Origin of the sequence: Candidatus Micropelagos thuwalensis, from assembly GCF_000469155.1 — a bacterium.
In the GTDB taxonomy this organism is placed as follows: domain Bacteria; phylum Pseudomonadota; class Alphaproteobacteria; order RS24; family RS24; genus Micropelagius; species Micropelagius thuwalensis.
Genome location: NZ_AWXE01000004.1, coordinates 235,252 through 261,262 on the forward strand (window position 1 = coordinate 235,252; position 26,011 = coordinate 261,262).

23 protein-coding genes are annotated in these 26,011 nt (G+C 47.6%); 13 read left to right on the top strand and 10 right to left on the bottom strand.

Annotated elements, in window-relative coordinates:
* Nucleotides 1-39 precede the first annotated feature (39 nt).
* From tkt to RS24_RS05805, 4 genes are read left to right on the top strand one after another with little or no spacing between them, the layout of a single operon-like run.
* Nucleotides 40-2,034, top strand: coding sequence for a transketolase (gene tkt, locus RS24_RS05790; protein WP_038300776.1), 1,995 nt, complete (start codon nt 40-42; stop codon nt 2,032-2,034).
* 19 nt (nt 2,035-2,053) lie between these two features.
* The gene (gene gap, locus RS24_RS05795; protein ID WP_021777260.1) at nt 2,054-3,061 is read left to right on the top strand and encodes a type I glyceraldehyde-3-phosphate dehydrogenase; all 1,008 of its coding nucleotides are present in this window, start codon (nt 2,054-2,056) and stop codon (nt 3,059-3,061) included.
* A 4-nt stretch (nt 3,062-3,065) separates the two neighbouring features.
* Complete coding sequence (locus RS24_RS05800; protein WP_021777261.1) at nt 3,066-4,298, top strand: phosphoglycerate kinase; 1,233 nt, start codon at nt 3,066-3,068, stop codon at nt 4,296-4,298.
* A 2-nt stretch (nt 4,299-4,300) separates the two neighbouring features.
* Nucleotides 4,301-5,320, top strand: coding sequence for a class I fructose-bisphosphate aldolase (locus RS24_RS05805; protein WP_021777262.1), 1,020 nt, complete (start codon nt 4,301-4,303; stop codon nt 5,318-5,320).
* 7 nt (nt 5,321-5,327) lie between these two features.
* Here the strand turns inward: RS24_RS05805 and RS24_RS05810 are convergent, their stop codons facing one another.
* Genes RS24_RS05810 through RS24_RS05830 form a run of 5 tightly spaced genes read right to left on the bottom strand, consistent with a single transcriptional unit; the run spans nt 5,328 to nt 10,297 of the window.
* Nucleotides 5,328-6,107 (bottom strand): TlyA family RNA methyltransferase, encoded by a 780-nt coding sequence (locus RS24_RS05810; protein ID WP_021777263.1) that lies wholly within the window; start codon nt 6,105-6,107, stop codon nt 5,328-5,330.
* Nucleotides 6,107-8,038: a 1-deoxy-D-xylulose-5-phosphate synthase gene (gene dxs / locus RS24_RS05815; protein WP_021777264.1), complete on the bottom strand. Its 1,932-nt coding sequence runs from the start codon at nt 8,036-8,038 to the stop codon at nt 6,107-6,109. The genes RS24_RS05810 and dxs overlap by 1 nt, the downstream gene beginning before the upstream one ends.
* 29 nt (nt 8,039-8,067) lie before the next feature.
* Nucleotides 8,068-8,961, bottom strand: coding sequence for a polyprenyl synthetase family protein (locus RS24_RS05820; protein ID WP_021777265.1), 894 nt, complete (start codon nt 8,959-8,961; stop codon nt 8,068-8,070).
* Between the two features lie 2 nt (nt 8,962-8,963).
* Nucleotides 8,964-9,221: an exodeoxyribonuclease VII small subunit gene (locus RS24_RS05825; RefSeq protein WP_021777266.1), complete on the bottom strand. Its 258-nt coding sequence runs from the start codon at nt 9,219-9,221 to the stop codon at nt 8,964-8,966.
* 14 nt (nt 9,222-9,235) lie between these two features.
* Nucleotides 9,236-10,297 carry an MBL fold metallo-hydrolase gene (locus tag RS24_RS05830; protein ID WP_021777267.1) on the bottom strand — a complete coding sequence of 354 codons (1,062 nt, stop codon included), beginning with the start codon at nt 10,295-10,297 and terminating at the stop codon, nt 9,236-9,238.
* Between the two features lie 87 nt (nt 10,298-10,384).
* Here RS24_RS05830 and RS24_RS05835 point away from each other — a divergent pair, with 87 nt between their 5' ends.
* Both RS24_RS05835 and RS24_RS05840 read left to right on the top strand, forming a co-directional pair.
* The gene (locus tag RS24_RS05835; RefSeq protein ID WP_021777268.1) at nt 10,385-11,341 is read left to right on the top strand and encodes an SDR family NAD(P)-dependent oxidoreductase; all 957 of its coding nucleotides are present in this window, start codon (nt 10,385-10,387) and stop codon (nt 11,339-11,341) included.
* Nucleotides 11,342-11,346: 5 nt separating this feature from the next.
* Nucleotides 11,347-12,309 carry an L-threonylcarbamoyladenylate synthase gene (locus tag RS24_RS05840; RefSeq protein ID WP_021777269.1) on the top strand — a complete coding sequence of 321 codons (963 nt, stop codon included), beginning with the start codon at nt 11,347-11,349 and terminating at the stop codon, nt 12,307-12,309.
* Here RS24_RS05840 and RS24_RS05845 read toward each other — a convergent pair.
* Genes RS24_RS05845 through RS24_RS05855 form a run of 3 tightly spaced genes read right to left on the bottom strand, consistent with a single transcriptional unit; the run spans nt 12,301 to nt 14,843 of the window.
* On the bottom strand, nt 12,301-13,041 hold the full coding sequence (locus RS24_RS05845) for an SOS response-associated peptidase (protein WP_021777270.1): 741 nt from the start codon (nt 13,039-13,041) through the stop codon (nt 12,301-12,303). The genes RS24_RS05840 and RS24_RS05845 overlap by 9 nt on opposite strands.
* Nucleotides 13,041-13,499, bottom strand: coding sequence for a DUF192 domain-containing protein (locus tag RS24_RS05850; RefSeq protein ID WP_021777271.1), 459 nt, complete (start codon nt 13,497-13,499; stop codon nt 13,041-13,043). Before RS24_RS05850 ends, RS24_RS05845 begins: the two co-directional genes overlap by 1 nt.
* A gap of 9 nt (nt 13,500-13,508) precedes the next feature.
* On the bottom strand, nt 13,509-14,843 hold the full coding sequence (locus RS24_RS05855; protein ID WP_021777272.1) for a dihydroorotase: 1,335 nt from the start codon (nt 14,841-14,843) through the stop codon (nt 13,509-13,511).
* A gap of 177 nt (nt 14,844-15,020) precedes the next feature.
* Between RS24_RS05855 and ygfZ the strand changes: the two genes are divergently transcribed.
* From ygfZ to nadC, 7 genes are all read left to right on the top strand, one after another.
* Entirely contained in the window at nt 15,021-15,836 is an 816-nt protein-coding gene (gene ygfZ / locus RS24_RS05860; protein ID WP_021777273.1) for a CAF17-like 4Fe-4S cluster assembly/insertion protein YgfZ, read from the top strand.
* Nucleotides 15,836-16,411 carry a DNA-3-methyladenine glycosylase I gene (locus RS24_RS05865; protein WP_021777274.1) on the top strand — a complete coding sequence of 192 codons (576 nt, stop codon included), beginning with the start codon at nt 15,836-15,838 and terminating at the stop codon, nt 16,409-16,411. Before ygfZ ends, RS24_RS05865 begins: the two co-directional genes overlap by 1 nt.
* 65 nt (nt 16,412-16,476) lie before the next feature.
* Nucleotides 16,477-17,598: a beta-ketoacyl-ACP synthase III gene (locus tag RS24_RS05870; RefSeq protein WP_192814070.1), complete on the top strand. Its 1,122-nt coding sequence runs from the start codon at nt 16,477-16,479 to the stop codon at nt 17,596-17,598.
* 51 nt (nt 17,599-17,649) lie between these two features.
* Entirely contained in the window at nt 17,650-18,597 is a 948-nt protein-coding gene (locus tag RS24_RS05875) for an NUDIX hydrolase (protein WP_021777276.1), read from the top strand.
* A 126-nt stretch (nt 18,598-18,723) separates the two neighbouring features.
* Nucleotides 18,724-19,788: a quinolinate synthase NadA gene (nadA, locus tag RS24_RS05880; RefSeq protein ID WP_239642415.1), complete on the top strand. Its 1,065-nt coding sequence runs from the start codon at nt 18,724-18,726 to the stop codon at nt 19,786-19,788.
* A 5-nt stretch (nt 19,789-19,793) separates the two neighbouring features.
* Nucleotides 19,794-21,416 (top strand): L-aspartate oxidase, encoded by a 1,623-nt coding sequence (locus tag RS24_RS05885; RefSeq protein ID WP_021777278.1) that lies wholly within the window; start codon nt 19,794-19,796, stop codon nt 21,414-21,416.
* Between the two features lie 22 nt (nt 21,417-21,438).
* Nucleotides 21,439-22,299 carry a carboxylating nicotinate-nucleotide diphosphorylase gene (nadC, locus tag RS24_RS05890; protein ID WP_021777279.1) on the top strand — a complete coding sequence of 287 codons (861 nt, stop codon included), beginning with the start codon at nt 21,439-21,441 and terminating at the stop codon, nt 22,297-22,299.
* Nucleotides 22,300-22,313: 14 nt separating this feature from the next.
* On the opposite strand, the gene RS24_RS09770 is transcribed toward nadC, so the two are convergent.
* Together RS24_RS09770 and ppdK are read right to left on the bottom strand one after the other, a co-directional pair.
* Entirely contained in the window at nt 22,314-23,060 is a 747-nt protein-coding gene (locus tag RS24_RS09770; protein ID WP_021777280.1) for a cell wall hydrolase, read from the bottom strand.
* Between the two features lie 258 nt (nt 23,061-23,318).
* Complete coding sequence (gene ppdK / locus RS24_RS05900; protein WP_021777281.1) at nt 23,319-25,991, bottom strand: pyruvate, phosphate dikinase; 2,673 nt, start codon at nt 25,989-25,991, stop codon at nt 23,319-23,321.
* Nucleotides 25,992-26,011 lie beyond the last annotated feature (20 nt).

A 26,011-nucleotide genomic window follows, 5' to 3' on the forward strand; every position in this document is an offset into this window, starting at 1 on the left:
TATAATTTTGCTTAGAAACAGAATTTAGATTCCCAGCCCATGAGCGACAATCCAAAAATCAGACATAACATGATGGCAAATGCCATAAGAGTCCTCTCCATGGATGCGGTACAAGCCGCGAATTCAGGTCACCCAGGGTTACCTATGGGAGCAGCAGATATAGCCACCGTGCTATTCACCAAATTCCTCAAAATCGACCCACGTCAACCTGATTGGCCTGATAGAGACAGATTCGTCCTTTCAGCCGGACATGGCTCCATGTTGCTTTATTCGCTTCACTATCTGATGGGTTTTGAGGATATGACGCTGGATGAAATTAAAAACTTTCGCCAGCTTGGATCGCGCACGGCTGGTCACCCAGAATATGGTCACGCCGCAGGTATCGAAACCACAACTGGCCCACTCGGTCAGGGTCTTGCAACATCTGTCGGTATGGCGCTTGCTGAGCGTATGCTGAACAGCCGTTTCGGAGATGATCTGGTTAACCATTATACTTATGTCCTGGCTTCCGATGGCGACCTCATGGAAGGTATCAGCCATGAGGCCATCAGCCTTGCCGGACATTTAAAATTGTCAAAGCTAATTGTGCTTTATGATGATAATGACATCTCGATTGACGGGCCGCTTAACCTTGCTGAGTCCGGCGATGCTCTTGGGCGTTTTGAGGCTGCCGGTTGGTTTGCAGAGCGCATTGATGGCCATGACCCGGACGCCATTGAAGCTGCTATTTCCGCCGCACAAACACTTGACAAACCAACCCTGATAGCCTGTAAAACCACTATCGGTTACGGCGCGCCCAATAAACAGGGCACGTCCGGCGTTCACGGCGCACCTCTTGGTGATGAAGAAATCAGCCTCACACGCGAAGCACTTGGCTGGACATCCGAACCTTTTGATATCCCCTCAGACATTCTTGATAGCTGGCGCATGGCAGGTTTGAAACATGTGTCTGAGCGAAAGGCATGGCAGGAACGCCTCGACGCACAGGACAGTGAAGTGAGTAATCGCTTCACACGTGTCGTTTCTGGCGACCTGCCTACGCGTTTGGAGAAAGCGGTTCAGGAATATAAGCAAAGCCTTGCTGAGAACCCCAGCAAGCTCGCGACACGAAAGTCCTCTGAGGATGCGTTGAAGGCTATCGTCCCTACCGTACCAGAAATGATTGGCGGTTCCGCAGATTTGACCGGATCTAACAACACGCGCACCCCCGAACAGGAAGCTGTCAGTGCTGATAATTATGGTGGCAGCTTTATTCATTATGGCATTAGAGAGTTCGGCATGGCTGCTGCTATGAATGGCATGGCACTCCATGGCGGGTTTATTCCTTATTCCGGCACATTCCTTGTGTTTTCTGATTATTCCCGCCCTGCCTTGAGACTTGCCGCACTCATGGAACAGCGTGTTATCCATGTTTTGACACATGACTCCATCGGTCTTGGTGAAGACGGCCCCACGCACCAACCTGTCGAGCATCTCGCAGCCTTGCGGGCCATTCCTAATCTGCTGACCCTTCGTCCGGCAGATGCGACTGAAACGTTAGAATGCTGGCAGATTGCCTTGGAACAGTCACGCACACCATCAGCCATGGCCCTAACCCGTCAAGGACTACCCGCAGTAAGGCTTGAATATTCGGAGAAAAACCTATCTGCCAAAGGAGCTTACGAACTGGCCTCCGCAGATGGCGATGCTTTGGTTACACTTTTGGCAACAGGCTCAGAAGTTCATCTTGCTGTAGAGGCCAAACAACAGCTGGAAGCCGAAAATATCGGAACCCGAGTAATTTCAATGCCGTGTTTTGAACTTTTCGACAAACAAAAATCAAGTTACCGCGACGACGTATTGGGTAACACACCTGTACGCATCGCGATTGAAGCTGCAATCCGACAAGGCTGGGATGCCTATCTCAGACCTGGTGACGGCTTTATCGGCATGGAAAGCTTTGGCGCCAGCGCTCCGGCGGAAAGGCTATTCGAACATTTCGGAATCACTGTTGATACAATTGTAAAAAATGCTAAAGACAGGCTGGACACATAAAATTATCCTGAGGGGTTAGATGGTTACGAGGGTTGCAATTACCGGATTTGGGCGTATTGGTCGCCTGACACTCCGAGCTTTACTTGAAAGCAAAAGAAAAGACATAAAACTAGTCGCCTTAAACGCGACAGGTACGCCAGAAAGAGTTGCCCATCTATTTGAGTATGACTCAATTCACGGGCGTTATCAGGGCAAAATCACGACCACGCGTAACAGTATTAATTTTGGTAATGGTGCTGTTAAACTTGTCAATGCGCGCGACCCGAAAGACTTACCCTGGAAAGAACTCGACATTGATGTCGTCTTGGAATGTACGGGGGCATTCAACACTAAAGAGCAAAGCATGGCGCATATTGAAGCCGGCTGTAAGCGCGTCCTGATTAGTGCCCCCACCAAAACCGCAGACTTGACGGTTGTCTATGGCGTAAACCACACCAAACTTCGTAAAAAACATCAGGTTATTTCTAATGCCTCCTGCACAACAAATGCTTTGGCGCCACTCGTGGCTGTGCTGGATAAAAAAATCGGCATTGAAAATGGTTTTATGACAACCGTTCATGCGTATACGGGCGACCAACGACTGGTTGATAACCGTCATAGCGACCCACGCCGCGCTCGTGCTGCAGGACAATCCATGATACCAACTTCTACAGGAGCAGCAAAATCTCTGGGGATGGTTATACCAAATATGGAGGGGCGTCTTGGGGGCACTGCGATACGGGTGCCAACACCAAATGTCTCCTTGATCGATTTTGTTTTTAAAGCAAACAAAAAAACCACCATTGAAGCCGTAAACAAAATAATGATACAGGCCAGCAAAACCAATCTTAAAGGCATTATGGGAATCTGTGAATTACCCCTCGTGTCATGTGACTTTAATCACAACCCACATTCTTGCGTTTTTGACGTAACGCAAACCCAGCTCGTGGGGGAAGATCTCATGCGGGTACTGGCCTGGTATGACAATGAATGGGGCTTTTCAATGCGTATGCTTGATACTGCCGCAGCTATAGGAAAACTTGGATAACAGGATGACCACTGCCCGACCTTTGGATGACCTTCTGTCTCAATCGGATATTCAGGGTAAAAAGGTTTTTTTACGCGCAGATTTGAATGTCCCTGTTACACCACAAGGTACGATAAGAGACGCCACGCGGCTTGACCGCTTACTCCCGACAATACAAGAATTATCCGATGCCGGCGCTCGGGTCGGCATACTTTCTCATTTTGGCAGACCCAATGGCGAGAAAAATGCTGCCATGTCACTAAAGCCCATCGCGCAAACGCTATCGTCAATTTTGAATAAAGAAGTCAGTTTCTGCGCGGATTGTATCGGCCATCCTGCCATGACAGGTATGGATAATCTGGCAGCCGGTGAGTTGACAGTTCTTGAAAACACCCGCTTCCATCCTGGTGAAGAAGCTAATGACGAAGCTTTTATAAAATCTCTGTCCGCACCTGCTGATGCTTTTGTTAATGATGCTTTCTCTGCGGCTCACCGCGCTCATGCCTCAACAGAGGGTTTGGCACGCTTTTTACCGTCCTTCGCCGGACGATCTCTTCAAAAAGAACTTGAGGCTTTGGAGATAGTTCTAGCTCACCCAACGCGTCCGGTCATGGCCGTTGTCGGGGGGGCAAAAATCTCCACCAAACTTGATCTATTATTTAACCTTATCAGCAAAGTCGACACGCTCGTCATTGGCGGTGGCATGGCCAACACTTTTATGGCGGCCAAAGGTATCGCCATTGGACGGTCATTATGCGAAGAAAGCATGTTCGACAAGGTTCGGGATATTCTGCAAGCCGCACAAGATAGTAACTGCGAAATCTTATTACCCGAGGATGTTGTCTTGGCTGAAAACTTCGCTGACACGGATTCACCCGTGAGTTGTCAAGCAACAGAAGTACCCGAAGACATGATGATACTTGATGCCGGGCCTCTGGCAGTCAATAAAATAAAAGTGGCGATAGAACGATCAAAAACATTGGTCTGGAACGGGCCGCTAGGTGCTTTTGAGTTAACACCTTTTGATGAAGGTACAAAAATCGCAGCGCAATTTGCCGCGCAACAGACAATTGCTGGCAAGCTTGTATCTGTCGCGGGTGGTGGCGATACAGTTGCAGCACTTAACCATTCAGATGCCGCCGACGGGTTTACATATATTTCCACAGCCGGTGGCGCATTTCTTGAATGGCTGGAAGGAAAAACACTTCCGGCAATTGATACTTTACAGCATAATAGGCTTGATAAACGTTTAGGTTAGAGATGAATAAAAAGTCACTTGAAGAGATAGCTCAGAAAATGGTTGCAGACGGGAAGGGAATTCTCGCTGCGGATGAAAGCACCGGCACAATCAAAAAACGTTTTGATACGATTGCCCTTGAATCGACTGAAGATAACCGTCGTGATTATCGCGAAATGCTGTTCCGTTCGGATGAAGCGATGCAATCAGCCATTTCCGGCGTTATTCTTTATGATGAAACCATTCGCCAAAAAGCAGCAGACGGCACAACACTTGTCAGCTTGATTGAACGTGCAGGATCAATTCCTGGCATCAAAGTCGATGCCGGTGCCAAAGATATGGCAGGTCACCCGAACGAGAAAGTTACAGAAGGTTTGGACGGGCTACGCGAACGCCTTGAAGAATATTTCAAACTCGGCGCCCGTTTCGCCAAATGGCGCGCGGTCATCAATATCGGTGACGGCATACCAAGCCGTGCCTGCATAACAGCTAACACACACGCACTCGCCAGATATGCCGCGCTGTGTCAGGAAAACGGGATTGTCCCTATTGTCGAGCCGGAAGTGATTATGGACGCCCCACACACAGTCGAGACATGTTATGAGGTCACATCATCTGTTCTCACAGCTCTCTATGCTCAGCTTGATGAACAGAACGTGCATCTTGAAGGCTCCATCCTTAAACCCAATATGATTGTGTCCGGCACGGAATGCCCAACACAAGCAAGTGTTCAGCAAGTTGCTGAGATGACATTGGATTGTTTTAACAAATGTGTTCCTCAAGCTGTGCCAGGGATTGTTTTTCTCTCCGGCGGTCAGTCGGATGAGTTGGCAACAGCTCATCTCGATGCGATGAACAAAATGGGACCGCATAGATGGAAAATCAGTTTTTCCTATGGACGCGCACTTCAGGCCGCACCCCTTAAAACATGGGGCGGGAAACCTGAAAATATTATAGCCGCGCAAGCCGCTTTTACGCATCGCGCCGCAATGAATAAATTGGCAGCTTTAGGTGAATGGGATGCCAATCTTGAAAAAGGTTAAAACCTTTTCAAGATTTCACAGCACCAATTAAAAATTCTTTATTCCCTTTTGGCCCCTCAATGGGACTGTGCGTAATGCCTTTGACCGACCAGCCGGGTTGCGTCGCCAACCAGGTTTCAATTTTATCGCAAACTTGTTGATGCACGATCTCATCGCGGACAACCCCACCCTTACCAAGCGCAGCGCGCCCAGCTTCGAATTGGGGCTTGATAAGCGCTATCAACCAGCTGTCAGCTTTCGCCATGTCCAATACTGTCGGCAAAGCCAGTTCCAAAGAAATAAAACTGACATCGCAAACAATAGCAGTAACCTGAAATCCTGGTGGCAAATATTCTTGTGTGAAATGTCTGGCATTCACTTTTTCAAGCGAGGTGACCCGCGCATCATTCGCTAAATCAACATGTAATTGCCCATGCCCCACATCAACAGCCAGACAATGCGCCGCCCCCTGTTTTAATACAACATCGGTAAAGCCACCTGTCGATGCCCCAAGATCCACGACCATTCGGCCTGATACAGGGAAGTCAAAAACCTCAAGTCCGTGTGCGAGCTTCAACCCACCGCGCGAGACAAAATCATGGCTGTGCCCTGTTACAGTTATCGTGGCGTCTGGTTTTACTTTGCCAGCAACCTTGTCGACAACGCGCCCTTCAATCTGGACATATCCTTCTTTGATTGCTGCTTGAGCTTGTGACCGGCTATTGAAGTAACCCTGCTCAACAAGAAGCGCGTCAAGACGCATAGAGGATGAAAAAGTTTTGTGACCTGTCGCCCGGGCATCAGACATTAGGCGCGTTTTGGATTGAGATCGATAATTGTTTTTTCGCTGCGGCCAATAACCTCTTTGACTGCATCATAAATATTATCGCCATTAAGACCGGCTATGTCATACATCCGCTCTGGCGAGTCCTGATCGATAAAGATGTCCGGTAAAGTCAAGGTACGAACCTTAAGGCCGGCATCAAGCACACCCTCTTCTGCCAAGAAATGCAAAACATGTGCGCCAAAACCACCAAGGCCACCTTCTTCAACCGTGATAAGAATCTCATGCTCGCGCGCGAGTTGTAAAATCAACTCTTTATCGAGTGGTTTCATAAAGCGAGCATCCGCGACTGTAGTGCTATGACCTTCTTTATCGAGCCGGTCAGCAGCAAGACACGCTTCACCCAAGCGTGTGCCATAACTTAATATTGCAATCTGCTGACCTTCACGAACAATACGGCCTTTGCCAATTTCGAGCAGTTGCGGTTTTTCAGGCATTGCTATGCCTGTTGCCGACCCGCGCGGATATCGGAACGCCGACGGACGATCATTTATATGAACAGAAGTATGTACCATATTGACCAACTCAGCTTCATCGGCGGCGGCCATCAAAACGAAATCTGGTAAAGCGCCGAGATAAGCCATATCAAATGACCCTGCATGTGTCGGGCCATCAGCACCCACAAGTCCTGCACGGTCTATTGCAAACCGAACGGGTAATTTCTGAATAGCGACATCATGAACAATCTGGTCATAACCCCGCTGGAGAAAGGTTGAATAAATCGCCACAAAAGGCTTAAGCCCTTCCGTCGCCATACCTGCAGCAAATGTAACGGCATGCTGTTCGGCAATGCCAACATCAAAACACCTGTCCGGATAGATGTGGGCAAATTTATCTAATCCTGTACCGTCCGGCATCGCAGCGGTTACGGCCACAATATTATCGTCTGTTTCAGCTTCTTTAATCAGACTTTCCGCAAAGACAGACGTATAGCTTGGAATATTTGTGCTTGGCTTTGATTGTAGGCCGGTCACAATATCAAATTTTGAAACACCGTGATATTTGTCGGTGGCAGCTTCCGCAGGTGCGTAGCCATGGCCTTTTTGGGTAACGACATGTACCAGTATCGGCCCTTCTGAACTGTCCCTGACATTTTCAAGAACCGGCAAAAGATGATCAAGATTATGCCCATCAATCGGCCCGACATAATAAAACCCGATTTCCTCAAACAGAGTTCCACCCGTCCAAAAGCCACGTGTATATTCTTCCATTTTCCGGCTGGCTTCCTTGATTGATCGTGGCATTTTAGAAGCAATACCCTTAAGAGATTTTCTTAGCTTTCTATATCCACTTCCCGATAACAGCCGCGCCAAATAAGCGCTCATCGCCCCTACTGGTGGCGCAATCGACATATCATTATCATTAAGAATAACGATCAGACGCCCGTCCATAGCCCCGGCATTATTCATGGCTTCATAAGCCATACCGGCACTCATCGCACCGTCTCCAATAACCGCGACAACATTATTATCGGTTTCTTTAAGGTCCCGCGCCACCGCCATACCCAGCCCAGCAGATATGGACGTGGAACTATGCGCTGCTCCAAATGGGTCATAAGGACTTTCAGCGCGCTTCGTAAAACCTGAAAGGCCGCCACCTTGTCGCAATGTGCGAATACGATCTCGCCTACCGGTCAGAATTTTATGAGGATAGGCTTGATGCCCGACATCCCAAATTAATCGATCATCGGGGGTGTTAAAAACATAATGCAGCGCCACCGTCAACTCGACAACACCAAGCCCGGCACCAAGATGCCCCCCCGTTTCAGAAACAGCCGAAATGGTTTCCGCACGAAGTTCGTCAGCCAGTTGACTAAGCTGATCTTCGGATAAATTTCTAACTTCTTCGGGAAGTCGGATTTTATCTAGCAATGGTGTTTCGGGTTTCTTACTCACGTCTTTCGTTAACCAATATTAATGAGGGTCTAATGCCCTCTGATAATCACATAATGCGCAGCTTCCCGTAATGCATCAGCTTCGCTTCCAAAATTTTCAAGATGCCCTATGGCTTGTTCGACCAGAATACGCGCCTGATCTTTCGCCCGGTTAAGGCCAAGCAAAGAGACAAAAGTTACTTTACCAGACGCTTCGTCCTTACCGGGCGTTTTGCCGATGTCATCCTGACAAGCTTCGACATCTAGCAAATCATCAGCAATTTGGAAAGCTAAACCGATGTCATGAGCATAAGCAGTTAAGGCACTTCGGATGCTGTCAGGCACTTGCCCCATAATACATCCTGCATCTACGGAATACTCAATAAGTGCGCCTGTTTTCATTTTTTGAAGCCTCGTTAGTGCCCCAGCATCCAGTGCCAACCCGGGGCTCATCAAATCAAACATCTGACCTCCGACCATGCCGCGCGCACCGAGAGCTTTGGAGAAGCCAGAAATCAAGTCTAGCCGGACAGCTTTGCGCGGATGGGTTTGCTTATCTGCCATGATTTCAAAAGCAAAGGTCAACAAGGCATCCCCTGCAAGAATAGCCGTTGCCTCATCAAAAGCTTTATGGAGGCTCGGGCGACCACGGCGCATATCATCATCATCCATAGCTGGTAAATCGTCATGCACCAGTGAATAGGAGTGCGCGCATTCTATTGCCGTTGCCACTCTGGCATAGTGGGCTTCCTCAACATTAAATAATTTGGCTGTCTGGATACATAAAAAAGCGCGAAGTCGTTTGCCACCACCCATCAATGTGTATTTCATCGCCTCAATCACGCGTCCTTCGGGCGCATCAGGCACCACTAGGAATTCCCCAAGCTTTTGATCAATTAACCCGGAAGCATGTTTCAAGGCAGTCTCTAAATTCGGGGTGTTCATTATCAGCCTATATCTAGCGGCTCTGTTCCGGGGTCTTCGCCATCACCTGTGCCGGTAATTTTTTCAATTTTACTCTGTGCATCTTTAAGTTTGGTCTCGCAATGTAAGCGCAAAAGATTTCCACGCTGATAAATTTGTATAGACTCTTCAAGAGCCACATTCCCGCTTTCCAGGCTATCCACGATTTCTTCAAGAGCTTCGAGTGCTTGCTCAAAACTCATCTGGGAGATTTCTTTCTGCATTTCCTTTTGATCGGACATTTATTTATCCTGACTCAACTTGCTACAAATTTAAGCCTGCCATCTTCATCCAGTGATCTGTTTAAAAGGCCACGACGATACAGACAGTTTAAGTGCGCCATGCTCTCACTTATGGCCATAATAAACAAGCCTTTGTCTATAGGACGCTTAAACAGAATCGAAAAAAGTGCCGGATCAGCAGGGCTTCGCGGGGTTTCACAAGCCGCTAAAAGCTTTGCCAACCTTTTTTCATGCCCGTCTATTAGCGACTGCAAGCGATTATGGACACCATAAAAAGGTTCATTATGCGACGGTAAAACCAGCAAATCTTCAGGGAAAACAGATTTAAGTTTTTTGCAACTCTCAATCCAATCTTCAAGATTATTGGCATCCGGTTCATTCGGAAAGACACCAACATGAGAGGATATACGCGGTAAAATCTGATCGCCGGAAATTACGACTTTCAAAGACGGGCAGAAAAAACACGCATGCTCCGGAGAGTGCCCATTTCCTACAACGACTTTCCAAATGCGCCCATTAATCAATATCTCTTCATCATCACTTACACGATAGAAGTTTTGAGGCAGGTCATAAATCGCAGCGCCAAACATACCAAAACGCTTTTTATAGCCTTCAATAATCTCGTCAGGAACACCAACTTGATAGAGAAAATTCAGAGCTTCTTTCGGGGCTTCCTTGTCTGTATCAGCGGTAAGCACACGACAGGTCAGATATTCCAGTCGCGTCATAGAGAGCATGACACCGAATTTATCAACCATCCAACCTGCCAGACCAATATGGTCGGGGTGCATATGCGTCACAAGAATTTTACTGACGGGCTTGCCCTGAAATGTCTTGTCGAAAACATTTTCCCAAATTTCTTTGGTACGGTCATTATTCAGTCCCGTATCAACAATGACCCAAGAGTCACCATCTTCCAACAGCCAAACATTTATATGATCCAGTGTCTCAAACAGAGGTAGACGCAACCAGTGAACGCCCTCTGCTACCTCACGAATTTCAGCGGGTTCTGGTTTATCATCAAATAAATAGGTCAGGCCGTGAGCGTTCTCTACAACCGTTTTTTGTTCTTCCATTTCATCATCCTTGGAGGTGAAGGGTCGATTGCCCAAATCAGCAAACTTATATAGCATATATCATCTGAGTAAACAAAAGGGCGCCGAATGGCAGAGAAAAAAACAGCTAAATCACAAACTAAAACACCCGCGAAAAAACCGGTTACAAAAAAAGTGCGCCAAACAGGTAAAACAAAAGTTAGAAAACCAAAAAAAGGGTTGAACAGGCGCACAGCGCTTATTACGGGTGCTTCGGCAGGTATCGGACATGACTATGCTACTCTGCTTGCTGAACAAGGTTTTGATTTGGTCATTACGGCCCGCCGCAAGGACAGATTGCAATCTCTGGCAGACAGGCTAGAAGCGGCTTATAATGTGGATGTTCATATTTTTCCAGAAGACCTGAGCGAACCACGCGCCCCAAAACAACTCATGGAAAAAATTACCAAAGAGGGTCTGAGCATTGATTTTCTGGTCAATAATGCCGGTTATACAGTTCCTGGCAATTTTGACATGGCAAAATGGCAATCGCATGCAGATATGCTTCAGACCATGCTCACCACACCGACAGAACTCTGTCACCTACTCAGTATCGGCATGGCAGAACGCGGTTATGGGCGGATTGTGAACATCGCATCCGTAGCAGGTCTTTTGCCCGGTACGCCCGGCGGTACGCTTTATGGTCCGGTAAAAAGCTATCTGATTAAATTTTCACAGGCATTGTCAGCCGAATATCATGATCAAGGTATTCATGTTCAGGCGCTTTGCCCTGGTTTTGTTTTAAGCGAATTCCACGATATTGCGGGTAATCGTGAACAAATGAACCGCCTCCCAAAATTTATGTGGCTGAACGGGCCGGATGTGTGCCTCAAGAGCTATGAGTCCGTAATGGAAAATAAAGGCCCAATAGTTGTAAATGGTCTGTTTTATAAAATTCTGGCTACCATTGTGAAAATTTTGCCATCAAATCTGGCAACTAAATTTCTGTCTTTGCATAATCGAAACGCAAAACCCCTTGCGCGTGATATCCGCGACTCGGCATCACAATCTGATAAGGCCCGTTAATCGGCATGAGCGTGTTTCCGGCAAATGCAGAAAATATCGAAAGGCTTGCCAATGTCATTGGCACGGGGGAGGCAGTCGCATTTCCGACAGAAACGGTTTACGGCCTGGGTGTAGATGCACGTAATGACGAGGCTGTCGCCAAGGTTTTTGAGATTAAGGGCCGACCACAATTTAACCCTCTTATTATTCATGTCCGTAATCTTGCCCAAGCTGAGACACTTGGCGTTTTCTCTCCTCTTGCTAAATCACTTGCCACCGCGCATTGGCCCGGCGCATTGACACTTGTTGTTCCCCGCAAACCGAATAGCAACAGTGGAAGCCAAGTCAGCTTGCTGGCCTCTGCAGGATTATCGAGCTTAGCGCTAAGAGTCCCAGCGCATCCAATTGCTCAAGCATTACTAATAGCAACTCAATGCCCTATTGCAGCACCCAGCGCCAATAAATCCGGCCATCTCAGCCCAACACAGGCTGTTCATGTGACCAAAGATTTTCCCGACCTGCCCACGCTGGACGGTGGCGCTTGTACCAAAGGACTGGAGTCAACAATTATCGGTTGTCTGGAAGACGAACCTGTTCTGCTTAGGCGTGGCAGTCTTAACACCAACGAGCTTGAAGAAACGCTGGGCTTTCAACTGACCTATTTGCCTGAAAATGACACCCAGACGGCACAACTTACACCGGGACGGCTCGCACGGCATTATGCCCCTCAGGCTGGTCTGCGCCTTAACGCCCAAACCGTCGAACCGGGCGAGGCGTTACTCGCTTTTGGAAATGACATACCTTTTCATGAAAGCCACTGCCTTAACCTCAGCCCCGCGCGTAATCTAACAGAAGCGGCGGCAAATCTTTTCAGCTTTTTACATGAGCTGGATAGCAGAGCTGACCGGATTGCTGTGATGCCAATACCTGAAGAGGGGTTGGGCGCAGCAATAAATGACAGGCTGAAAAGAGCTGCCGCATCAAAATAAATCAAATTGCGCGTTTTGCTGGTCTTTGTTTTCTATCTCCGGCACGGCGGCTAATAAATCCGGGGCATTATTGGCAACCTTATTGACGGCATCTGACACCGGATAGAATTTAAAATCTTTCTCAGGCGCAGGTACAAGCAATGGCAGTAAGCTCTCGGATTTGACATCAGGTGTATCCAACCATTCAGCCCAATGTGTAGCCTCCAAAATCACCGGCATTCTATGATGTATTGGGGTTAATGTTTCATTGGCGGCAACAGTCAAAATGGCACATGTTTCGATTTCGCTGCCATCTGCGCCCTGCCAAAACTCCCAGATGCCCGCCATCATGAAAGGCGACTCATCCTGCCGCCGAATACAATAAGGCTGGTTTTTAGCTTTACTACTTCTTTTCCATTCATAAAACGCATCGGCAGGAAACAGGCATCGCCGTGACTTGAAAGCTGATTTAAAAAAAGGTTTCTCGGTAACGGTTTCACTTCGGGCATTGATTTGCGGACGGCTGGACATTTCGGTAATTTTTTCGGCCTTCATCCAACCCGGGACCAGCCCCCATTGAAGGCGCGCACATTCATATTGCCCCGCCCCGCTTATCACCGCTGAGTCGCGAATAATCGGCACTGGATGACTAGGCGCGATATTGTAGGAAGCCGGAAAATTCGGGGAATTTGCAAATGGCAGAAGCCGTTTTAACCCCTCTGGCGGAGTCTCCAGCGCATAGCGACCACACATCAGCGACTACCTCCGTTGGATTCAAGACGGATAAAATGACCGGGCTTAATTCCAAGTACTGCAGACTGACCGGCATTAATTTCTAATACATAAGCAACAGGCTTTTGTGAGCGCGTGCGTTCCTGCGACAGAGTATCTTCTCGCGTTACAATGCTCTCAATTTCCCCATTCAGGCGAATGAAAATCATATCTAATGGAACAAATGTATTGTGCATCCAAAAAGTTGCAATACGTGGCGCCCCCATGACAAATAACATGCCCTGATCCACCGGCAAAGATGTACGGTACATCAAACCGCGAGACATTTTTTCGGATGTGTCAGCAAGCTCAACTTTAAAATCGGCAATTTTCTGCTTGGTTTCTGACTCAATGGTCAGCGTCAGTAATTTCTCCGACTGCGCGGCAGCCTCAATAGACGACAAAGAAATCAGACAGGTCAGAAGAAACAGCCAGCGCATGGCTTATCCTTAAAGGTTGAACACTATGGGACGCCCGGTTGATGGCGTCACGAGTTCAGCCTCCCACATGACGCGCTTGCCACGCACCATTGTGCCAACGGGCCATCCTTTAATTTCGTCACCCGTGAAGGGTGACCAGCCACATTTACTTTCGAGCCAGCCCTCATCTATAATTTGTTTTTTGTTCAAATCTACAAATGTCAAATCAGCATCATTGCCCAGCTTCACCTCACCTTTCGAGGCAAAACCGAACAGCTTATGCGCATTATAGCTGGTTAGTTCCACCAGCCTTTGCAGACTCAGCTTGCCCTCCGCCATATGGTTAAGCATGAGTGGCAAAAGTGTCTGCACCCCCGGCATACCGGAAGGCGAATGGGGATAGGCAGATTGTTTCTCTTCAAGTGTGTGGGGCGCATGGTCTGACCCGACAACATCAACAATACCTTGCTCCAATGCTTTCCAGAGCGCTGCACGGTGGCGTTTCTCACGGATGGGGGGATTCATCTGGGCAAATGTGCCCAATCTTTGATAACAGTCCGGTGCTGCTAGAGTTAGATGCTGAGGTGTGACTTCTACCGAAGCAATATCCCTATTGGCTGCAAGGATCATCATTTCTTCTTCTGTCGTGATATGCAGCACATGAATTTGTTTTCCAGCATTTCGCGCCAGATTAATCAACCGTCGGGTGGAGGAAACAGCAGTTTCTACATCGCGCCAGACAGGGTGCGTTTCAACCTTGCCGAGTTGAGCCTCTGCACGCCGTTCGCGCAAGCGGAACTCATCTTCGCTATGAAAGGCTGCGCGTCTTTTAATGGCCTTCAGGATACGCCCGACCCCATCATCATCGGCAACAAGCAAATTACCTGTAGACGATCCCATAAAGACTTTAACACCGCACACACCGGGAAGTTTTTCTAAGTCCGGCAGCGTCTCGGCATTATCAGGGGTGCCGCCAACATAAAAAGCAAAATCGCAATGCATCCGATCTTGACCAATAGCAACTTTTCCAGCAACGGCTTCTGCTGTTGTTGTCGGTGGCTTCGTGTTTGGCATTTCAAAAACCGCTGTAACCCCGCCCATAACAGCAGCCCTGGAACCGGACTCTAAATCCTCTTTTGCGCCCAGTCCTGGTTCACGGAAATGAACCTGTGTGTCGATCACACCGGGAAGAATGGTCAAACCGGTTGCATCAATCACCTCATCCGCAAGTTCACCCACCTCAGAGTCAGAAAAACGATCCAAGGCCGCGAATTGACCATCTTTGATAGCAATATCAACAGGCTCTGCGCCTTCATGCGTCGCTAAAGTGCCACCTTTAATTAAGCTGTCATAATTTTTGCTCATACGCGTTATTTCTTTCTTTTTTCAATTTGGAGAGTCGAACTGGTAAAGCTGTTTCATCATATTATATGCTACAATTAGCGTGGAAATTTATCCAGCCTTGTTCGCTGACCAGTGCTTTTTTTCGACTCGCAATTCACGACAAGCAATACATATAAGATGCCAAAAGGGAGTTAGGGCATGACATTATACCGACTGGAGATAACAGACCGTAGTGCCCTACAAGTTTGTGGGCCGGAGTCAGAAACATTCCTCCAGAGTATTCTATCCAATGACATGACCGGATTAACCCCGGGTCAGCCCGTTTTTTCACTCCTTCTGACACCTCAAGGAAAAGTGGTATTTGACCTCATCATCTGGCGGATGGAAGACGGATATATAATTGAGGTAGAAAAATCACGCAGTATAGAGTTAGAAAAAAAGTTCAAACTTTATAAGTTGCGGGCGGATGTCGATATTTCTCTCAAGGACCTCTCAGTCACTTGTTTATGGGGGGATATCCCAGAATCTTTAGCTAAAGACCTCCCCTTTGATCCGAGACATAAAGGATTGGGTTTGCGTGTCCCCGATTTGGATATATTCGCTTCTTTGAATTTTGATGATGTTTCAGAAACTGCAACCGAAGGAATGTATAAAAAACATCGCATTGCACATAAAGTTCCTCAAGGCTCCGATGAAATTCCGCAAGATCAGGCTTTCCCGCTTGAATATGGTCTGCATGAACTGACAGCTATTGATTTCCAAAAAGGCTGTTATGTCGGTCAGGAAGTCACCTCCCGCACCTATCGCAGAGGGAAAATCCGCAAGTCGCTTTATAGATGCGCGGCACAAGACATTTTTTCCTGTCAGGATAAAATAATGGTTGGCGAACGTCAGGTTGGTGAAATAAGTGCATGGCAAGATGATGAAGGGCTTGCGCTGTTGCGGGATGACTGTCTGGAAGAAAACCTTACCGTCAATAACGTCAAATTACAGCTTATGGAAAGGCAAGATTAATGGCCTGCACTTGGCCTGGAAGAGATATTCAACATCTCGCCTATCACGATACGGAATGGGGTGTGCCGGAATTTGACTCACGCGCTCTGTTCGAAAAACTTATATTAGATGGCTTTCAAGCCGGACTCTCATGGATAACAATTTTGCGCAAACGCGATAACTTTCGCGCGGCTTTTGATGGTTTCGAGCCGGAAATCATCGCCCATTACACAGAGAAAGATATCCAACGATGCCTCAATGATGCGGGCATTATTCGCCATCGCGGTAAAATTGAGGCCACAATTGGAAACGCCCAAGCTTTTTTAAACCTCCGCAATGCCGGACAGGAATTTAATGATTTCTGTTGGCGATTTGTCGATGGAAAACCAGTCATCAACACCTTTCAGACAACACAGGAAATCCCGACGCAGAATGATGTCAGCCGAAACCTTTCAAAGGCACTAAAACAAGCAGGGTTTAAATTTTGTGGCCCAGTGATTGTCTACGCATTCATGCAAGCCGTCGGTATGGTGAATGACCACCTTGTCGATTGCCCCCAATATGAAAAATGTAAGAATCTCGCTGAAAATTTATAAAACCGATTAGATTTGCTGGTCAATTTTTACGGCGCTCTTTATGATATGTTCATTGCGGAGGGTTTATTGTGCAAACAGTAATGAGTGGTACAGGAATTTTTGTTCCTGAAGAACAGGTTAGTAATGACGAACTGGTTATTGCGTTTAACCAATATGTCGATAATTTTAACGTCGCACATGCCGCCGATATTGAGTCCGGTAAGATTGCGGCACGTGAACATTCTAGCAGTGATTTCATCTTCAAAGCATCGGGGATTGAGAGACGTTATGTCGTGAATAAATCGGGCCTTATTGACCCGGATATTCTAGCACCGGTTCTTTCTGAAAGAACGAATGATGAAATTTCTATTTTAGCCGAGATTGGCGTCAAAGCAGCTGAAAAAGCCCTTGACGATGCACGCCTGACTGCCGACGATATTGACGCTGTGATTGTTGCCTGTTCGAACATGCAACGCGCCTATCCGGCTATGGCAATTGAAATTCAAAAATTTCTCGGTATTAACGGTTTTGCATTCGATATGAATGTCGCCTGCTCATCTGCGACTTTTGGGATTAATGTCGCGTCTGATATGATTAAAGCCTGTAGCGCCAAGCGTGTCTTAATGGTTAATCCTGAAATATGCTCAGGTCATTTGAATTTCCGAGACAGAGACAGCCATTTCATTTTTGGGGATGTTGCAACAGCCGTGATTATCGAAGCTCAGGACACCTGCCAATCTGATGAATCTTTCGAGATTATCGGCACAAAATTATTTACCCAATTTTCAAATAATATAAGAAATAATTTCGGTTTCCTGAATCGCACTGCTCCGGAAGGTATTGGCGCAACAGATAAATTATTCGTTCAGGACGGACGGCGAGTCTTTAAAGAAGTTCTCCCACTGGTAGTCAATTTAATAGAAACGCACATAACGGAAACTGGACTAAACCTTGCGGACATTCGTCGTCTTTGGTTGCATCAAGCCAATAAAAATATGAATGACTATATTGGTAAAAAGATTTTCGGACGTGACCCCGCACCGGAAGAACAACCCAATGTGCTGCAGGATTTTGCAAATACCAGTTCAGCTGGATCGATGATTTGCTTTCATAAGCATCACGACAATTTACAATCCCAAGACATGGGTGTGATTTGTAGTTTTGGCGCCGGCTATTCCGCAGGCTCTATTATTGTCAAAAAATCTTAAAAATAAAATCTAGCTGAAACATTTCCCGCAGTCCTGTAAAATGCGGATGTCATGGATAAAAACCACACTGCCTCAGTTTTGATTGATTTGAGCGCCGCCATTGTCAGTGTGCGCGGTGACCAACCCGTATGCCTGACCGTGCCGGATGTTTCTGAATATAAAACACCTGGCCTACCATTTGGCCCATTTTATCCTGACCGTCACCGCACAATGGAAATTGGACTCAGGCAATGGGTCATTGAACAAACAGCGCTAGATATTGGCTATGTCGAACAGCTTTATACATTTGGTGATAGAGGGCGACGATCTGAGGGCGCAGATAATAAGAAAGAAAACGAACACATTGTTTCGGTCGGCTATCTTGCTTTGAGTAAACAATGCCCACAACCCGATCAATGGAGTGAATGGTATAAACATTTTCCATGGGAGGACTGGCGAGAGGGGCGACCAAATATCTTAAATCAGCAAATCATTCCTTATCTGGAAGCTTGGGCTGGCTCTGACGAATTACGTCGCCTTCGCCTACAGCAGGCTTTTGGGGTTCCTAACAAAGCATGGAATGATGAGTTTGTCCTCGATAGATATGAATTAATGTATGAGGCCGGACTGGTTTGGGAAGCCTATGCGGATGGAAGACAAAAAGAAAAAATATCAGCGCAAAACGGTATTGCCATGCAGTTGGATCATCGCCGGATACTTGCGACAGCAATGAGTCGTCTTCGCGCTAAATTGAAATACCGACCAGTTGTTTTTGAACTCATGCCTTCCGCCTTTACTCTGACACATGTTCAAAAAACGACGGAAGCCATATTGGGCGCCGTATTACATAAGCAAAATTTCCGACGTCAATTAGCCAAAAATGAACTGGTTGAACCAACCGGTAAAATGTCAAAAGCGCGCGGTAGACCTGCAGAACTTTTTAAATTCAAGCACGATGAAAGCCAGAGCACGAACTTACCGGGACTCAGAATACCGCTCGGCAAATCCAGAAACTTCTAAAGAGCAAAAAACCCTTAAAATACTTGCCAAAACCCTTTTTATAGCCATATATTATGGTGTTAATTATACTCAATTTGAGCATAATAGAGTTTCAGGTGAGTTATGTCAGATGTGACCTCAAATACAATGCCCCCATCATCTCCTGTTTTACCGGGACAACAGGCACAGGCAATTTTATCCGATATGGATATTTCCTTCACGCCGGCACTGGAAAAGGAGATGTCACCTCTTTATGACCGGATCAGTTCAGTTGTGCCTGAAATTGAATGGCCTTTCTTCGCGCCCTATGTCAAAGCCATCAACGAATTAAAACGCGAGAAAAATGCTGTCATCCTCGCGCATAATTACCAGACGCCAGAGATTTTTCACTGCGTCGCAGATGTTGTTGGCGATAGCCTCCAATTGGCGCGTGAGGCAGCACAGGCAAAGGGTGACATGATTGTTCAATGCGGCGTGCATTTTATGGCTGAAACGTCCAAATTGCTGAATCCCGATAAAAAAGTGCTTATCCCAGATATGGGTGCTGGATGCTCCCTTGCAGAGAGTATTACCGGTGCAGATGTCAAAGCCCTTCGTCAGGCTTATCCCGGTGTGCCAGTTGTCACCTATGTGAACACCTCAGCTGATGTGAAAGCCGAGAGTGATATCTGCTGCACCTCATCTAATGCTGTCGCTATCGTCGAGGCCATGGCGAAAGAATTTAACAGCAACAAGGTTTTGTGTATTCCTGACGAGTTTCTGGCGCAAAATATCGCACGCGAAACCGATATAGAGGTTATTGCCTGGAAAGGCCGTTGCGAAGTACATGAGCAATTCAGTGCCGATGAAATCAGACAATATCGCGCGGATGATCCGGGACTGGTCATTATCGCACACCCTGAATGCCCGCCTGAAGTGGTCGATGAAAGTGACTTTTCAGGTTCAACCTCTGGCATGATTAAATGGGTGCAAGACAATCAACCCGAGCGTGTTTTGATGGTGACGGAATGTTCCATGAGCGACAATGTTGCTGTTGAGAACCCAAATGTAAATTTTGTCAGACCCTGCAACCTTTGCCCCCATATGAAGCAAATTACATTGCCCAAAGTTCTCGAGGCGCTGGTCTTTGACCGCCAAGAGGTGTTGGTTGATGCTGATGTCGCCGCCGATGCACGACTTGCTGTTCAGCGCATGATTGACATTAACAATTAATCGTGATGACCCCTGCAAATATCATTGATGCGGGTGATGTGCTGGTCGTTGGCGCTGGGCTTGCAGGCTTATATACGGCCCTGAAACTCAGCCACCGACCAGTCACGCTTATTGCATCTGCGGGAACCCACAAAGGGTCATCAAGTTTCTGGGCTCAAGGCGGCATCGCCGCAGCGATTGGCGCAGATGACAGCCCTGACTTGCATACCGAGGACACGATAAGAGCCGGGGATGGTCTCGTGGACGAAACAATTGCCGCCCTACTCGCACATAATGCCGCCGACAGGTTACAAGATTTGGTAGATTTCGGTGTTCCATTTAACAAAGATCTAAATGGTGGCTTGGCCTTAGGACGCGAAGCCGCCCATCAACGCAACCGCATTGCCGGTGTCAGTGGGGACCGCGCCGGACGAGAGATTATGAAATGCCTCGGGCGATTGGCAGAAAGTTCACCCTCCATTAATATGCTTAACGGCTTTAGCGCTTATGAACTTGCGATTGAAGACGGGCGCGTGGTTGGTGTTTTTGCTGATACCGGAAAGCATCCGTTCGGCACGACGCTTATTAAAGCCCGCGCCGTTATTTTAGCCTGTGGCGGTAGCGGCTATCTTTACGCCACCACAACTAACCCTCAATTTGCAAATGGTGCCGCCCTTGCAATGGCGGCGCGCGCGGGAGCGAGTATTGCAGACCCCGAATTTGTGCAATTCCATCCCACCGCCATTCACGGCATGGGAGACCCTGCCCCACTTGCTACAGAAGCCTTGCGCGGCGTCGGCGCGAGACTTATCAACGCAAGAGGCGAGGCCTTTATGTCCGCATATCACGATGATGCAGAAATGGCACCCAGAGATATTGTGGCACGTGCCGTATTTGATGAAATTCAAAAATCGGGGTCCGTCGGACTGGATTTACGCGGTCAAATTGCCGAAACACTCGATGAAAAATTCCCAACCGTCGCCGATTATTGCAAAAAAGGCGGCGTTGACCCGCGCGTGTCACCTATTCCTGTAGCCCCTGCTGCGCATTATCATATGGGTGGTATTAAGGTTGATCAAAACGGGCGCACCAGCCTGCCCGGGCTTTGGGCATGTGGAGAATGCGCCTCTACTGGCGCGCATGGCGCAAATAGGCTCGCGAGTAATTCGCTTCTCGAAGCACTGGTTTTTGGCGCTCGTATTGCCGAGCATATTGATTTCACTGTACCGATTCGTGCGGCTTCATCACCACAACCCCCCATGCTGGCACCGACCACAACCATCCAACAAGTAATGCCTGCTATGCAAAAACTACGCGATTGTATGGCACGTCATGTTGGCGTGGTGCGCACACGCGAAGGCCTTGAAGAAGCCTTTGTGCAACTCTTTCGGTTGGAGCGCATTGCCTCTGATACGCCGGATTTGTCCAATATGGTTGTGACAGCACTTATGATAACTGCCGCCGCCTATGAGCGCGAGGAAAGCCGTGGCAGTCATTTTAGATCTGATTATCCAAACAAACATGCTATCACGGAAAGAAGTACCCTGACACTAGATGACGCCCGAGCGATTGCATCTCAGGCATGTACTATTGATCATGATGCCGAACAGCACCAAAAGGAAACAGGCACTGGTCAGCTGATGGCTTAAGCTTCAAACTAAAGAGACAATCATGCCAAACACCGCACCCATTCCCAAAAGCCTATGCCATTCTGCTGTGTCGCTTGCGCTTGCGGAAGATTTAGGGCGCGCCGGAGATATTACCTCTCTTAGCGTTATTCCCGAAAACGCACCTGCCAAAGCTTCTATCGTCAGCCGCGAAGCAGGTGTTTTGGCTGGGCTTGACTTGGCGATTGAAGCTTTTTTGCAAAACGACCCGACCGCCAATTTCACCAATGCCGTTTCGGATGGCGCTCATGTCTCCCCTGGAGATACTGTGTTAACCATAGAAGCTCAGGCAAGAGGCCTACTGGCAGGCGAACGTGTTGCACTGAATTTTGTCAGTCACCTCTCTGGTATAGCCAGTCATACCGCAGCTTTTGTGGCTGCGATTTCCGGCACAAATGCGCGAATTACCTGTACCCGCAAAACCACACCCGGCCTGAGGGCATTGGAAAAATATGCTGTACGAACAGGCGGGGGGTTTAATCATCGCTTCGGGCTGGATGATGCTATCCTTATCAAAGACAATCACATTGTCGTTGCCGGAAGTGTGACCGCCGCACTAAAAGCAGCTAAAGAAAATGCAGGACACATGGTGACAATAGAAATTGAAATCGACACACTGGAACAACTTGACGAAGCCTTGCAAGAAGGGACAGATGTTGTATTGCTCGATAATATGTCACCGGACTTACTGAATAAAGCCGTCGCTATGGTGAATGGTAAAGCGACAACAGAAGCCTCAGGTCGTGTCAGCCTTGAGACCGTTGCTGAAATCGCCCGGACAGGTGTCGATTATATTTCTGTTGGAAAGATTACACATTCCTCCCCAACCATGGATTTTGGGCTGGATATAGAAATTTTTAGTTAAAATCTGAAAATTAATTAAGACGATAAACCCGGTCGCTTGCGCGGTGTAGGTGCAGTGCCACCCGGTTCCTCACGATAAAAAATATGCCGCCCGATTTTGCGGATGGGTGTCAGGGATGACGACCAATGGGGTACGACATAATCGGCATGATAATGTGTTGCCGTGCCAACTATTGGCGAGACTGTTTGCGAGGCAACACCACGGGTTAGTAACTTTCCAGAGAGTTTATAAACGGCTTGCCATGAATCTTTATCATAAGGGCGGTCGGAGACACCGTCACATGCAAAGGAAAATTGGCAACGATGGCGGCGATACTCACCCTGAAAAACAACATCACAAATCCGGCCGGGATATCTTTTATCCCTCACGCGATTAATGACGACCTGCCCCACAGCTTCCCAGCCTTCAACAGGTTCACCTCTGGCTTCAAAATAAATTGCCTGAGCAAGACAATGTTGCGCCTCTTCAAGTGTCTCATGGTCAGGGTTTTCTGAAGCTGTGTTATAGAGACTTTCAACCCGTGCCATGCGAATTTTACCATCAATATTTTCAGGTAAATAAAGCGGAACAGTCGCCACACGCGCAATTTCATAATCCGACCCAGCAGTCATATCCATATCAGGTGATACAGCCAGATAGATGCGATATCCAACCAACCCAATATTCGCAATAATCATAGCAAGACAAACGTGTCCAAAAAGACGCCACCTGGAACGATAAAGAGATTTATCAAGTTCTAGCCATTGAATAAGTGCCCGCATTCCATTCCACCTAATCAGCAATTAAGACCGAGTTATTAATTACGTTGTTTATCGAAAATTAGATGTTGATTATACAATTTCGCAGTTTTGATTCGATACAAAATAGTGTGAGTAAAATGTGACAATCGCGTGAGGGATATTATTTCGCCAAATAATCCTGGAAAAAACAAAAAATCACTAAAACGACTAAATTTTTCGTTTTTTTGATGTTTTTTACGCCTTTTTATGCGTTTTTAGACATTTTTTAGAGTTTTAGGCTTACTTACGTATCTTCAAATAAGACTGTGCAGCCGCAAGTCGAGCTATGGGAACCCGGTAGGGCGAGCAAGAAACATAATCAAGGCCGGTTTTTTCACAAAAAGCGATAGAAGCTGGATCGCCGCCATGCTCTCCACAAATACCCAATTTTAGGTCTTTACGCGCTGAACGCCCGCGTTCTGCAGCCAGTTGAACCAATTCTCCCACACCGTCTTGATCAAGGCTGACAAAAGGATCGTATTCAAAAAGCCCTCTCGACAAGTATGGCTCCATAAATGATGCTGCATCATCCCGACTGATGCCGAAAGTAGTTTGAGTTAAATCATTTGTTCCAAATGAGAAGAATTTAGCCGTTTTAGCAATATCTCCAGCCCGTAATGCCGCACGCGGCAATTCTATCATGGTGCCGATAAGATAATCCAGTTCTGCGCTTTTTTCCTGCATAACATCTTGTGCGATTTTCTCAATGCGATCCGCCAACTCTTTTAATTCGCTGTGATCAGCTACAAGAGGAATCATCACTTCCGGCACCACCGTCGAACCGGTTGTTTTAGCCACATTAATCGCGGCTTCAAAAATAGCACGTGCCTGCATCTCATAAATTTCAGGATAGGTCAGTCCCATGCGACAACCCCGATGACCCAGCATCGGATTTACTTCTTCCAGTTCCCGAATACGACGTTTGAGTTTGTCCTGCGTCATGCCAATCGCCTCAGCTACCTGCAGCACATCTTCCTCATGTTGGGGCAAAAATTCGTGTAACGGTGGATCGAGCAATCTGATTGTCACCGGCATGCCGGACATAATGGTAAACAATTCAGTAAAATCATCGCGCTGCATCGGCAAGATACGCTCAAGCGGATTAGCTCGGTCATCGGGATTTTCGGCAAGTATCATTTCCCGCACCGCCATAATTCTATTGGCATCAAAGAACATATGCTCAGTCCGGCATAGTCCTATACCTTCTGCCCCAAACTTAACAGCTGTCGCCGCATCAGCGGGTGTCTCAGCATTTGTACGAACCCGCATACGACGTATCTCATCTGCCCAAGCAATTAGTTTCGCAAAATCACCTGAAAGTTCCGGCTGACGAGTTGGTACTTCCCCCGCCATGACTCGGCCCGTACTACCATCCAGCGTGATGGTTTCCCCAGCTTTCACCGTAACCCCGGCGACTTGGAAATCTTGTTTATCGTAATCAATCCGCACACTGCCTGCACCGGATACACAGGGTCGTCCCATACCACGCGCAACTACGGCGGCATGACTTGTCATCCCACCTCTGGATGTCAAAATTCCCTCAGCAGCATGCATGCCATGAATATCTTCCGGGCTGGTTTCCATCCGCACCAGAATGACCTTTCGCCCATCGGCTTTAGCTTTTTCTGCTTCATCTGCACTAAAGACGACCGCACCACTTGCCGCCCCCGGAGAAGCCGGCAGGCCAGTTGCGATAATGTCGAATTGAGCATCGGGATCAAGCATCGGATGCAGTAACTGATCCAATGACATCGGGTCAATGCGCAACACTGCCTCATCTTTAGTAATGAGACCTTCCGCAACCATATCAACAGCAATTTTCAACGCCGCCGCAGTGGTACGTTTCCCGGCACGTGTTTGTAGCATCCATAATTTGCCGTCCTGAACGGTAAATTCAATATCCTGCATATCGCGGTAGTGATTTTCGAGCTTGAGGTTCACATCAACCAGCTGGCCAAAAACCTCCGGCATGACCTCTTCCATGGAAGGCATATCACTGAGAGCCTCTTCGCGCGCAATTTTGGTAAGGTTTTGCGGAGTGCGGATACCCGCGACAACATCTTCGCCTTGGGCGTTAACCAAAAATTCACCGTAAAGAGCATTTTCCCCTGTTGATGGATTACGCGTAAAGGCAACGCCCGTTGCCGAAGTTGGCCCAAGATTACCGAATACCATAGCTTGCACATTGACAGCCGTACCCCAACTTTCAGGGATATTATTCAAGCGCCGATAGGTTTCGGCCCGTGCATTTCGCCATGATCCAAAAACAGCCCCAACAGCCCCCCAAAGCTGTTCCATCACATCTTGAGGGAAGTCGTCGCCATAAACTTCATTTACGCGTTGCTTGTAAACAGTAACAATATGTTGCCAGTCCTCAGCAGTTAAATCGGTGTCAACATAATGGCCTTGTTGCATTTTATAGTCATCGAGGATTTCCTCGAAATTATCATGACTTACACCTAACACCACGTCGGAATACATCTGAATAAAACGGCGATAGCTGTCCCAAGCAAACCTCTCATCCCCGGCACGCTTCGCAAGTCCAGTAACCGTTTCATCATTCATACCAAGATTAAGAACCGTGTCCATCATACCCGGCATGGAAGCGCGCGCACCAGAACGAACGGAAACAAGCAGAGGGTTTTCAGGATTACCAAAATCACTGCCAACCGCCTTACTGATTGCCTCAAGCGCATCATTCAACTGGCTATCCAACCCGTCAGGATAGTTGCGGTCATTATCGTAAAAAGCGGAGCATACTTCAGTGGTAATCGTCAGGCCAGGAGGTACAGGCAAACCGAGGCGACACATTTCTGCCAGATTGGCGCCCTTGCCACCCAGCAAATTTTTCATATTTGCAGATCCTTCGGCAGAGCCATCCCCAAAACTATAAACCCATTTGGTATCCGACATCACAGCACCTAAGACCCTTA

Bases quoted from the DNA above. Each gene is read 5' to 3' on its own strand.
- nadC (WP_021777279.1), top strand. From the start codon at position 21,439: ATGCCAAACACCGCACCCATTCCCAAAAGCCTATGCCATTCTGCTGTG.
- RS24_RS05840 (WP_021777269.1), top strand. From the start codon at position 11,347: ATGAGCGTGTTTCCGGCAAATGCAGAAAATATCGAAAGGCTTGCCAAT.
- RS24_RS05830 (WP_021777267.1), bottom strand. From the start codon at position 10,297: ATGGAAGAACAAAAAACGGTTGTAGAGAACGCTCACGGCCTGACCTAT.
- RS24_RS05835 (WP_021777268.1), top strand. From the start codon at position 10,385: ATGGCAGAGAAAAAAACAGCTAAATCACAAACTAAAACACCCGCGAAA.
- RS24_RS05820 (WP_021777265.1), bottom strand. From the start codon at position 8,961: ATGAACACCCCGAATTTAGAGACTGCCTTGAAACATGCTTCCGGGTTA.
- RS24_RS05845 (WP_021777270.1), bottom strand. From the start codon at position 13,041: ATGTGTGGTCGCTATGCGCTGGAGACTCCGCCAGAGGGGTTAAAACGG.
- RS24_RS05855 (WP_021777272.1), bottom strand. From the start codon at position 14,843: ATGAGCAAAAATTATGACAGCTTAATTAAAGGTGGCACTTTAGCGACG.
- RS24_RS05805 (WP_021777262.1), top strand. From the start codon at position 4,301: ATGAATAAAAAGTCACTTGAAGAGATAGCTCAGAAAATGGTTGCAGAC.
- ppdK (WP_021777281.1), bottom strand. From the start codon at position 25,991: ATGTCGGATACCAAATGGGTTTATAGTTTTGGGGATGGCTCTGCCGAA.
- ygfZ (WP_021777273.1), top strand. From the start codon at position 15,021: ATGACATTATACCGACTGGAGATAACAGACCGTAGTGCCCTACAAGTT.
- RS24_RS05865 (WP_021777274.1), top strand. From the start codon at position 15,836: ATGGCCTGCACTTGGCCTGGAAGAGATATTCAACATCTCGCCTATCAC.
- RS24_RS05850 (WP_021777271.1), bottom strand. From the start codon at position 13,499: ATGCGCTGGCTGTTTCTTCTGACCTGTCTGATTTCTTTGTCGTCTATT.
- RS24_RS09770 (WP_021777280.1), bottom strand. From the start codon at position 23,060: ATGCGGGCACTTATTCAATGGCTAGAACTTGATAAATCTCTTTATCGT.
- RS24_RS05800 (WP_021777261.1), top strand. From the start codon at position 3,066: ATGACCACTGCCCGACCTTTGGATGACCTTCTGTCTCAATCGGATATT.
- RS24_RS05885 (WP_021777278.1), top strand. From the start codon at position 19,794: ATGACCCCTGCAAATATCATTGATGCGGGTGATGTGCTGGTCGTTGGC.
- tkt (WP_038300776.1), top strand. From the start codon at position 40: ATGAGCGACAATCCAAAAATCAGACATAACATGATGGCAAATGCCATA.
- RS24_RS05810 (WP_021777263.1), bottom strand. From the start codon at position 6,107: ATGTCTGATGCCCGGGCGACAGGTCACAAAACTTTTTCATCCTCTATG.
- RS24_RS05875 (WP_021777276.1), top strand. From the start codon at position 17,650: ATGGATAAAAACCACACTGCCTCAGTTTTGATTGATTTGAGCGCCGCC.
- nadA (WP_239642415.1), top strand. From the start codon at position 18,724: ATGCCCCCATCATCTCCTGTTTTACCGGGACAACAGGCACAGGCAATT.
- RS24_RS05825 (WP_021777266.1), bottom strand. From the start codon at position 9,221: ATGTCCGATCAAAAGGAAATGCAGAAAGAAATCTCCCAGATGAGTTTT.
- gap (WP_021777260.1), top strand. From the start codon at position 2,054: ATGGTTACGAGGGTTGCAATTACCGGATTTGGGCGTATTGGTCGCCTG.